This is a genomic window from Dyella sp., from assembly GCF_051954575.1.
Lineage (GTDB): Bacteria > Pseudomonadota > Gammaproteobacteria > Xanthomonadales > Rhodanobacteraceae > Dyella_B.
Genome location: NZ_JBQCHP010000070.1, coordinates 1 through 9,551, shown reverse-complemented (window position 1 = coordinate 9,551; position 9,551 = coordinate 1). Strand labels below are relative to the sequence as shown.

At 61.5% G+C, this 9,551-nt stretch carries 9 protein-coding genes; 7 read left to right on the top strand and 2 right to left on the bottom strand.

Annotated features, from left to right (window positions below; all coding sequences use genetic code 11):
* From ACTHNE_RS09460 to ACTHNE_RS09450, 3 genes are all read left to right on the top strand, one after another.
* Window positions 1-202 (top strand): YadA-like family protein (locus tag ACTHNE_RS09460; RefSeq protein ID WP_440269128.1); only part of this gene is annotated, 202 nt, incomplete at its 5' end.
* A gap of 16 nt (window positions 203-218) precedes the next feature.
* Entirely contained in the window at window positions 219-1,061 is an 843-nt protein-coding gene (locus ACTHNE_RS09455) for an OmpA family protein (RefSeq protein ID WP_440269127.1), read from the top strand.
* A 138-nt stretch (window positions 1,062-1,199) separates the two neighbouring features.
* Entirely contained in the window at window positions 1,200-1,661 is a 462-nt protein-coding gene (locus tag ACTHNE_RS09450) for a DUF4019 domain-containing protein (RefSeq protein ID WP_440269126.1), read from the top strand.
* Between the two features lie 164 nt (window positions 1,662-1,825).
* Here the strand turns inward: ACTHNE_RS09450 and ACTHNE_RS09445 are convergent, their stop codons facing one another.
* Both ACTHNE_RS09445 and ACTHNE_RS09440 read right to left on the bottom strand, forming a co-directional pair.
* Window positions 1,826-2,164, bottom strand: coding sequence for an endonuclease domain-containing protein (locus ACTHNE_RS09445; protein WP_440269125.1), 339 nt, complete (start codon window positions 2,162-2,164; stop codon window positions 1,826-1,828).
* Window positions 2,165-2,256: 92 nt separating this feature from the next.
* The gene (locus ACTHNE_RS09440) at window positions 2,257-3,357 is read right to left on the bottom strand and encodes an AI-2E family transporter (protein ID WP_440269124.1); all 1,101 of its coding nucleotides are present in this window, start codon (window positions 3,355-3,357) and stop codon (window positions 2,257-2,259) included.
* A gap of 385 nt (window positions 3,358-3,742) precedes the next feature.
* On the opposite strand from ACTHNE_RS09440, the gene ACTHNE_RS09435 reads away from it, so the two are divergent.
* The 4 genes from ACTHNE_RS09435 (at window position 3,743) to ACTHNE_RS09420 (ending at window position 9,190) form a co-directional block, all read left to right on the top strand.
* Window positions 3,743-4,294 (top strand): DUF3011 domain-containing protein, encoded by a 552-nt coding sequence (locus tag ACTHNE_RS09435; protein ID WP_440269123.1) that lies wholly within the window; start codon window positions 3,743-3,745, stop codon window positions 4,292-4,294.
* Window positions 4,295-4,341: 47 nt separating this feature from the next.
* Window positions 4,342-4,626 (top strand): DUF2845 domain-containing protein, encoded by a 285-nt coding sequence (locus ACTHNE_RS09430; RefSeq protein WP_440269122.1) that lies wholly within the window; start codon window positions 4,342-4,344, stop codon window positions 4,624-4,626.
* 294 nt (window positions 4,627-4,920) lie between these two features.
* The gene (locus ACTHNE_RS09425) at window positions 4,921-7,881 is read left to right on the top strand and encodes a putative bifunctional diguanylate cyclase/phosphodiesterase (protein ID WP_440269121.1); all 2,961 of its coding nucleotides are present in this window, start codon (window positions 4,921-4,923) and stop codon (window positions 7,879-7,881) included.
* A 301-nt stretch (window positions 7,882-8,182) separates the two neighbouring features.
* On the top strand, window positions 8,183-9,190 hold the full coding sequence (locus tag ACTHNE_RS09420) for a terpene synthase family protein (protein ID WP_324945778.1): 1,008 nt from the start codon (window positions 8,183-8,185) through the stop codon (window positions 9,188-9,190).
* The last annotated feature ends 361 nt before the right edge of the window (window positions 9,191-9,551 follow it).

Here is a 9,551-nt window from a genome sequence, read left to right as displayed (position 1 = left end):
TGCGATGTCCAGCCTGGGCCAGGCGTATCAGCCTAACCTGAGCAGTTTCGGTGTGGGCTTCGGTTCCTTCCATGGCGAAGCCGGCGTGGCGGTGGGCTTGTCCACCATCACCGAAAGCGGGCGCTACATCTTCAAGCTGGCCGCTTCATCCGACTCGCGTGGCGACGTGGGCGTTGGCGGCAGCGTCAACGTGGTCTGGTAAGGACAGGGAGACGAACATGAAACTTTCTTCGACAAGCAAGGCTGTCTTCCTCGCGCTGTTGGCGATGGGCTTGAGCGCCTGCGGCAACGTCAGCCGCAACGTGGCCAAGGATGGTTCCAACGCGCAGGAACTGGTGTGGCCGAAAACGGATGACGTCACGCCCATGCATCGCGGCGGTACGTTTCCCGAACTGGAACACTTGCGCGAGCTGCATGCCGGCCTGAACAAGCAGCAGATCTCGCAGTTGATCGGCTGGCCGCATTTCGAGGAGGGCGTGTGGGGCGTGCGCGAGTGGAACTACGTGTTCAACTTTCGCGATAGCGATTCCGATCGCGTGACGGTGTGCCAGTACAAGATTTTGTTCGACAAGGACAAGCTCGCGCGCAGCTTCTACTGGAAGCCGGAAGACTGCGCGCGCTTCGTGAACCCGCCGCCGCTGCCGGTGCCCGCCGCGGTTTCGAAGGTGCCGCCGCAGGAAACCACGCTGGCGACGGATGCGTTGTTTGCATTCGATCGCTATTCGCTCAAGGACATCACCGATGGCGGGCGTGCGCAGCTGGATGCCTTGGCGGCGCATCTGCTGGATGAGAAGGATCGCATCGCGCACATCAGCGTTGCCGGTTATACGGATCGTCTCGGCAGCGACGAATACAACCAGGTGCTGTCGCAGCGGCGCGCGGAAACGGTGGCAAAGTATCTCGTCGCCAAAGGCGTGCCGGACGATGTGATCACAGCGGAAGGCCACGGCAAGGCCGAGCCGGTGGTGCAGTGTGCCGATCAGGCACGCAGCACGTTGATTGCCTGCCTCGCGCCGAACCGGCGCGTGGTGGTGCGAGTGGATACGCACGACAAGGGTTGATGTCGTGCGTTAGTAGGTTGGAGTGCGAACTCCAACATCGCCATGCAGGGATATGACGCGATGTTGGGGTTTGCTCCCAACCTACGGGATCGTTGCAACGTTCGTTTTTTCAAAACAGCAGCTCGGGAGCTGAATACCATGCGCGTCATTGCTTATCTTTCCTTCTTCGCCCTGGCCAGCGTCACCGCCAGCGCCTTCGCCCAATCGCCTGCACCGGCCAGCCAGCCCACGCCGCAGGAAATCGCCCAGCGCAACCAGCAGATCGAACAAGCCGCCTTGCAGGTTGCCGACCTGGTCGACAAAGGGCAGGAAGGCCAAGTGTGGGACGGTGCCTCGTCCATGACCAAGCAACTGGTCGCCCGCGACGCATTCGTAAAAGGCGTCCATGGCGATCGCAAGAAGGTCGGCACGCTGATCACGCGCACGCCGGCCAATCTTTCCTTCAGCGAATCGGACGGCAAGAAGCTTCCGCCGGGCCTGTTCGCCAATGTGTCCTTTGCTACCCGCTTCGCCAACGAAAAGCAGCCGGTGCGCGAGCTGATTTCGTTTCATCTGGATGGGGACAATACCTGGCGTGTGACGGGGTATACGTTGCGGTGATGTTATTGGGGTTTACGGCAAGCTCGGACAGACCCCACCCTGGCCCTCCCCTACTGCGCAGGGGAGGGAGCAAAGCTGACCTGTTCCGCAAGGATCGAGCTTTAGCGCGCTGAACTCCCTCCCCTGCGAAGTAGGGGAGGGTTGGGGTGGGGTCGCTCGTTTCTTTAGCGTTCCATCAAACCTCGCCAAATCACTTCCAGCACATCCTGCGTACGCAGCAACACGTCATCATTCCAAAAGCGCAAGACGCGATAACCACGCGTTTCCAGCGTGCGCGTTCTTCTAGCATCGTAACAAGCGGCATCCACATGCTGCCCCCCATCGATCTCCACCACCAGCATCGCCGGCAGGCAAACGAAATCCACGATGTAACCGGCGATGGGGTATTGCCGACGAAACTTATAGGCCGCCAGGTTCTTCTGCCTGAGATGGCGCCATAAAAAACGTTCTGCATCCGTGCTTGCGCGCCGTAGCTGGCGTGCGCGTTTCCATTTTTCTTGCATGAGATGGGTGTGGGCTGGTCGCTGGATGGGTTTTACCCCACCCAGCCTCCCTGCATGCAGGGAAGGGCGTCAGATCTCGTACGCCGTCAACCCTACGGCTCCCACACCCGCCGTCGCTCGCCTTGAATAAAATGCCCCAGCGCCATCAACGGCCGCACGCGATCGCAGATGATCTTGAAGATCGCCAGCAGCGGTACCGCCAACACGGCGCCGGGAATGCCCCACATCCAATCCCAGAACAGCAGCGAAGCCATCACCAGCACCGGATTGAGCGTGAAGCGCCGCGCCAGCAGCATCGGTGTTACCGCTTCGCCCTCGATCAAATGCACGCAGATATACAGCGCCATCGGCATGAAGGCTTTCCACAACGGGTCCAGGCTCAGCATGCCCACGACGAGAAACAGCGCCATGCCGGTGATCGGGCCGAAGATCGGCACGTAGTTCAGCATGAACGCCACTACGCCCCACAGCAGCGGATCGGGCAGGCCCAGGCCCCACATGCCCAAGCCGGTGGCGATGCCGACCAGGGTGTTCATGATGCTGATGGTGATGAGATACACGGAGATATCCGATTCGACCTGTTGCGCGATATCGATCACCTGCCGCTTGTCGCCGAAGGTAGGCATCACTTCCACCAATCGCCGCAAGAAGGTATCGCCGGCCAGCAGCAGGAAAAACAGCATCAGCAACGTCCACACCAGGCCCGAAGCGAAGTGATGCGCGGTGGACAGCAGCAACTGCTGGATATCGGTGCCGCTTTGCTGTGCTGGTTGCCCGCCGCTGCCGACCATTGCGCTCTGGGCATGCTTGAATAGGCGCGTCATGCTTTCCAATGGCCGGCTGATGAAGCGCACGCGTTCCTGCAGCCGCGGCAGGCCCTGCGGCAGGCGTTGCGCCCAGCTGGAAGCGGGCGAGCTGAGCAGATCCACCAAGCCTACGATCACGCCCAGCAGCAAGGCCAGCGCTAGCAGCGCAGCGAGCAGCCTGGGCACGCGCAGGCGTTTCAACACGTTCATGCCCGGCTGCACCAAAAGCTTCAGGAAGAATGCCAGCACGATCGGCAGCAGTGCTTCCTTGGCCATGTACATGCAAGCCAGCACGGCGATGGCAAACAGGCCGCCCTGGAAGACATGGGAAGGATCTTCCGGAAGCGGCATGTCTTCCTTGATGTGCTGGTCGGGTGATTTCGCCACCTTAGCTCGGGTCCCCGTGGCCGCAGGTTTTGTGCAGACGATGCGCAGCAGGCGCTCTAGGCGGGGTGAAGTCTTTGTGGGGGAGTTGTCGGGTGCATGGCTGTGATTGCTACCTCCCCTGCGCAAGGCGATCACGATGATGTCGTCGTGCTGGTCGGGCATGCGATCGCGCGCGCTGGCTGTCACGGAACGGGCAGGGTCGGCCACACCGTGTCGCGATGGCGCAAGGGCGAACGAAGGTTGTGTCAGCAACATCCCGTCGCCAGGCGGGCTCAAGATGAACTGCCGCTTGCAGGCCCATGCACGGGGGCGATGACTTTGCTGCAGGCGTGGGGCTATCGTCCGCTCACGCAATATTTTGCGCGACTTTCCAGACGGAGCGGCTATGAGCGCGATCGGCAGAGTGTTACTGAATGGGGTGGCTACCGTGGCCATGGGTGTGTCCTTGCTGGCCGTGACGGCGCCGGCACAGGCGCAGCGTTACGAGCAAGTGCCGCAAAGCGCCTATTGCGCCAGCAACGACAACCGTTTCGCCCGCTGCCAGGTGCCTTGGCGCGATGCAGAACTGGTGCAGCAGGCGTCCAAGGCGCGCTGCATTCGCGACCAAACATGGGGTTTCGACCGTTACGGGATCTGGGTGGATCGCGGTTGCCGCGGTCAATTTGTGCCGGCGCGCGGCTATGGCAACGGAAACGGTTATGGCGGCGGCGGGCGTCCGGGCTGGGGCCGTCCGCAGCAACTGCAAGTGCGTTGCGAGAGCCATGGCGGCAACTATCAGGTGTGCCCGGTGGACTTGCGCCGCGACGATTCGGTGCGCCTGGTCAATCGGCTTTCCGGCGCCGATTGCCGTGAAGGAAGAAGCTGGGGTTGGTCGCGCGACGGTATCTGGGTGGATCGCGGTTGTCGCGCCGATTTCGTGGTGGAGCGCCGCTACTGATTTGAACCGGCGGCGTATTCGATAACTTCAAACCAAAGGGATTTACCATGCGTCGTTACGTGTTCTTGGCTTTGTTGATGGTGAGTTTTGCCGCACAAGCTTCGTCCACCTTGCGCGTGGGCGAGAAGGTGCTATCGATGGGCGATACCGCGGCCCGCGTGCAGGAATTGCTGGGCCCGCCGGTGACGCGCGTGTACCTGCATCAAAGTGATGGGCTACCGAACGATCAGGTGTCGCGCGGTGAGCAATGGCAGTACGTGCAGGATGGAAAAACCGTGATCGTCACCATCATCGATGGCAAGGCCACTGATTTCGAGACGAAGTACAACTGATCGGTGGTTGGAAAGTTGACGCGGGTGTGGGTGGGCGTCGAATTTCAAGCATCGCCGGATGCGTTCCCTCCCCTACGTGTAGTAGGGGAGGGCCAGGGTTGGGTGAAGCAACCTCGCGATGCACTGCAACGATGCGGCAAGCTCGAACAACCCCACCCCAGCCCTCCCCTGCGTGCAGGGAAGGGAGCCATGGTTCGCACAGCCGGGATTCGACGCTCGCGGGGGAAAGGGCACACTCAACCGCCTCCCTCGCAAAAGTTCCACCAGGGGCATGGAACTTGCTTCGCCTGTTCCATGATCCGACCCGGGCCAATCACCCCCAGCCACGGCGCCCCCAGGGTCGTCTCGCAGCAGGCGATCCGTATCCTGGGCAGCGTCACGGCCGTGCTGTTGCTGGTGATATTGGCGATCGACCTGCGCTCGAACCTGCGCGCGCAATGGAACGAGAGCGGCCGCCTTGCCAACGAAGTGGCGCTCAACGTTGCGCAAATGGTGCATGCGCCGCTGCGTTCCAGCGCCAATGCGCTGCTGGTGATCGCCGAGGAATCCCATCATCTGCAGCAAACGTTGCCGCAGCAGCACGATGCGCTGATGAAGAACATCATCGCGGCGGTGGTGCGACGGCAACCGCAGGTGGTGGATGTTGCGCTGGTCGATGCGACGCCCTCCAGCGAGACCGCGGCGTCTCCGCAGGACGGTGACGGAGTGTGGACCTCCTGCGGCACAAACCAGCCTTCGACGGCGGCCGTGCCGTGCTTCGGATCGGTCGAGAAGCATCCCGATGGAACCATGATGCTGCCGCTTGCGGCTTCCGACGACGAAGGCCATCGATGGGTGGCGGGGCATATCCAGGTGGCCGCGCTGGAACGGTCCCTGGCCTCCGTGCCGCACGCCGACAATGTGTTTTTCTCCGTCATGGACGCCCATGGACGTGTGGTGCTGCAAGGCGGCAAGCCCGGTGCAGCCGCCGGCACGGCGCAAATACCGCGGTGGATGCGCTTGCTGGTCGACAGCCAAACCTTGACGCCGCTGCAGGTGCGGGTGCCGGTGGAAAGCTATCCATTCACGGTGGAGGCCGGCGTGAGCAGCCAGGATGCCCTGGCGGCGTGGTACCGCCAGCTGGCGGCCATTGTCGTTTTCTATCTTTGCTACCTGGTGGCGTTCATCAGCCTGCTGCGGGTGACTTCGCGTGCAACGGCCTTGCAGCAGCACTACATCCGCAGTCTGCAGGCCGCGTCGGAAAATCTGCGCGTGGCGCAACGAGTAGGGCGGACCGCCATGTGGTCGCTCAGCGACGATGCGCAACGCTTCGAGCGATCCGAGGATGCCGAGGAACTATTCGGCTTGCCGCGTGGTACCACCATGACCAGCGTGAAGGACATGCTGACCATGGTGGCGCCGGCGGATCGCCCGCCGCTGATGCACCGGATCCGGGAAGCCTGGAGCAGCGGCGCGCCGTTGCGTACCGAATTTCGCCTGCACCTGGACGATGGCAGCGTGCGTTGCCTATCGGCCGGCGGCCAGGTGGTGATCGACGAGAGCGGCGCACGGCGCATGATCGGCACGGTGGTCGACGTGACCGAACAATGGCAAGCGCGGCGCCTGCAACGGGAAAGCGAAGACCGCTTCGACGTGCTGTTCGAGCAGAATCCGCTGCCGTTCTGGGTGTTCGACGTCGCCACCATGCGCATTCTGGAAGTCAACGCCGCGGCGCAGCGCGCATATGGCTATACGCGTGAAGAATTCCTGGCGATGTCGATCCTGGATCTGCGCGATCCGGGCGATCATTCCTCCGTCGTCGCCCAGGTGGCGGCGCCTTCGGAAACGCGCGAGATACCAAAAATATGGGTTCACCGCACCAAGGCCGGCGCGCCCATCAGCGTGCGCATCCACAGCGCCGACATCATGTTTGCCGATCGCCCGGCGCGCCTGATATTGGCCGAGGACGTGACCGCGCACCTGGCCGACGAACGCGAGCTGGTGTATCGCGCCTCGCACGACCTGATCACCGGACTGCCCAACCAGCATGCGCTGATGGAATGGATGGACGTTCGCATTGCCGCGGGTGCCCCGTTCGATGTGGCCTATCTGCAGCTGGTGGGCATGGACGCGATTGCCGATACCTTCGGCATCAACGTGGCTACTGGCATTCTGCAGGTGGTGGCCGCGCGCCTTGCGCAATTGAGCGATGGCCACGGCTATCTGGCGGCCATCACGCATCAATCCTTTGCGTTGTCCGACGCCAAGCGCCTGACCGATTCGTTGCTGCAGGCGATGGCCGATTGCATCGCCGAGCCGATCTACTACAAGGACACCCAGCACCAGATCAGCGTGGTGATCGGCGTGGCCCATTATCCGCACGACAGCATCCAGAGCGATGCGCTGCTGGCGCGCGCCGCGCTGGCCGCGCACTCGCACCTGCACAGCGACGAGTCGATCCATTATTTCGAGCCGGCGATGGCGCAGCAATCCAAGGAGAAGCTGCATTTCTCGGCCGCCTTGCGCCGGGCGGTGAAGCGCCAGGAATTCGAGCTGCATTTCCAGCCGGTCGCGCATTTTCCTTCGTTGCGTGCGAGCGGCCTGGAGGCCTTGATCCGCTGGCCGCAGAGCGACGGCAGCTATATCTTTCCGTCGAGTTTTATCCCGCTGTGCGAGGAATCCGGCCTGATCGTGCCGTTGGGGCAATGGGTATTGGAGCAGGCGGCCAAGGCGAGCCGCGAGCTGCACGATGCCGGCTTCGACCTGCCGATTGCGATCAACGTTTCCCCCACCGAGCTGCGCAGCCGCGACCTGATCAGCAACTTGCGCGCGGTTCGCGCCATGCATGCACTGGCCGATCACGCGCTGCGCATCGAGCTGACCGAAAGCAGCCTGATCGAGCACCGCGACAAAGCCATCGCGATAATGAAAGAGCTGCGCGCGGAAGGTGTAATCGTGGCGCTGGATGATTTCGGCACCGGATTCTCCGGCCTTTCCTACCTGCGCGACCTGCCCATCGACATCCTGAAAATCGACCAGGCGTTCGTGCGCAATGTGGATCGCGACGCGCGTTCGGCGACGATCTGCGAAGCGATCATCGCGCTCGGCAAGAGCCTGAAGGTAAGCATTGTCGCCGAAGGCATCGAGCGCTATTCGCAGTATCGCTGGTTGAACAACCATGGATGCGATGCGGCGCAGGGGTTCTATGTGGGGCGGCCGGAAAAACTGTCGAATCTCTTGGCGCGGTGGGCGCGGGTCAAAGACGACGTGCGTTGAACTTCCCGTAGGTTGGGTAGAGGCTCCGCCGAAACCCAAAGTTTTCAACCACTGCATGTCCTTCAACCGAACGACAAACAGTCCCCTCCCTCCTGCGGGGGAGGGACGGCCAAAGCCATAGATAAGTTCCTTGGCGAGATAACGAGCTGGCAGCCGATACAGTTCCGTAAATTCGCCTCGACAAAGAATTTACGCGTCTTCGGCTAGCTTTGCCAAGCGCCGCGTTATGTACAGCCCTGTCGCTGTGTTCGGCGTCGCGTCGATCACGGATCCGTCCGCGTCACCTTAGGGAGGAGGCTTCATGGACCAGATTCTTTCCGAGCGCAGCCCTCATGCGAGGTCGCTCAACACGGAAGTTCCACCGCTGTACTGTCCACCCCCTGTTCGTATTGATGAGCAACTCGCCAGCCGGGTCGAAGACCTGTTAATGGCGTGGATCGAACAGGTGGGCATTTTCGCGGGGCGGTATCGGAGGATACGGGAGTCGGCCTTTGGTCGGCTCGCAATGCTTTGCCATCCGGATACGGACGATCCCGAACGCCTGCTCCTGCAGGCTCAGTGCGTGACGGCGCTGTTCGCGGTCGATGATTATTATTGCGACGACAAAGGTTGCGGCGCCGAACCCGCCTTGGTCGCTGGTCGTCTGTCACTTGCCCTTGCGGCGCTGGATCCGGCCTATTTGGTGGAGCCATATTCGAGCAGACTTGAAATGGCCTTGAACGCGGATCCGGTTTTGATCGGGTTACGTTCTTATATGCAGCGGGTACAGCATTTCGCCACGCCTTCCCAGGTTGGGCGGGTGCGATACGAGACTGTCACGATGTTCACGGTCATGGCCGGGGAGGCGGCATCGCGCATGACCGGAGTGCCGCCTCCCATTCATGAATACCTGGCGCAGCGGCAGGTGAACAGTTTTCTGCCCTGCTTGCCATTGATCGATGTGATTGGCGGCTATGAATTGCCGGCGAATCTCTATTCAGCGCAGCTGGTGCGTCGCGCTACCGCATTGGCCGGCAGCATCACCGTCATCGTCAATGATCTTTATTCTGGCGCCAAGGACAGCATCAACGAGATTGGGTTGATCAATCTGCCCGGATTGCTCGCTGCGGAGCGGGGCTGCTCGCATCAAGCATCGATGGCATTGACGGCTGACATGCATGATGCATTGATGCGCGAATATGAGTGCGCCGAGCGGGAGTTGCTGCAGAACGCTACTCCGGAACTCGCGCGTTATCTAAGTGGGCTCAGAGCATGGATGGCGGGAAATCTGGCATGGCATCGCACCAGCGGGCGCTATCGCATTGCGTGAGTTGATATGCGAAGTCTCAAATAGCCATTTTGTAGTCTAAAAAAGTACAACGATCGGGTGGCTGGCCTGTGTGACGTTGAATTGTTGCAAAAAAAGCGACGGCTGCAAGTTGCACGGTAAGAAAGTATGGCTTTCGTGCTAGGCCTGTTCACACGATTGGCGTGGCCCGCGCCGGGATCTGTTTGCGCGCCAGGCAAGGAAGAGCGAAGGAGTGTACGTCGGTACACGACTTAAGCGATGAAGCGGCATGGCGGGCAAACAGACCCGGCCCTTCGGGTTGTCGTTGAGTGGCCACCATGCGGCAGCGCGCGGCTTGCCTTGGCAACCAGCCAAGGCTGCGCCACGCACTACCACCTGATGG

What these genes read in the sequence shown, in the direction of transcription:
- ACTHNE_RS09430 (WP_440269122.1), top strand. Translation starts at nt 4,342, where the DNA reads ATGCGTCGTTACGTGTTCTTGGCTTTGTTGATGGTGAGTTTTGCCGCA.
- ACTHNE_RS09445 (WP_440269125.1), bottom strand. Translation starts at nt 2,164, where the DNA reads ATGCAAGAAAAATGGAAACGCGCACGCCAGCTACGGCGCGCAAGCACG.
- ACTHNE_RS09420 (WP_324945778.1), top strand. Translation starts at nt 8,183, where the DNA reads ATGGACCAGATTCTTTCCGAGCGCAGCCCTCATGCGAGGTCGCTCAAC.
- ACTHNE_RS09455 (WP_440269127.1), top strand. Translation starts at nt 219, where the DNA reads ATGAAACTTTCTTCGACAAGCAAGGCTGTCTTCCTCGCGCTGTTGGCG.
- ACTHNE_RS09450 (WP_440269126.1), top strand. Translation starts at nt 1,200, where the DNA reads ATGCGCGTCATTGCTTATCTTTCCTTCTTCGCCCTGGCCAGCGTCACC.
- ACTHNE_RS09425 (WP_440269121.1), top strand. Translation starts at nt 4,921, where the DNA reads ATGATCCGACCCGGGCCAATCACCCCCAGCCACGGCGCCCCCAGGGTC.
- ACTHNE_RS09435 (WP_440269123.1), top strand. Translation starts at nt 3,743, where the DNA reads ATGAGCGCGATCGGCAGAGTGTTACTGAATGGGGTGGCTACCGTGGCC.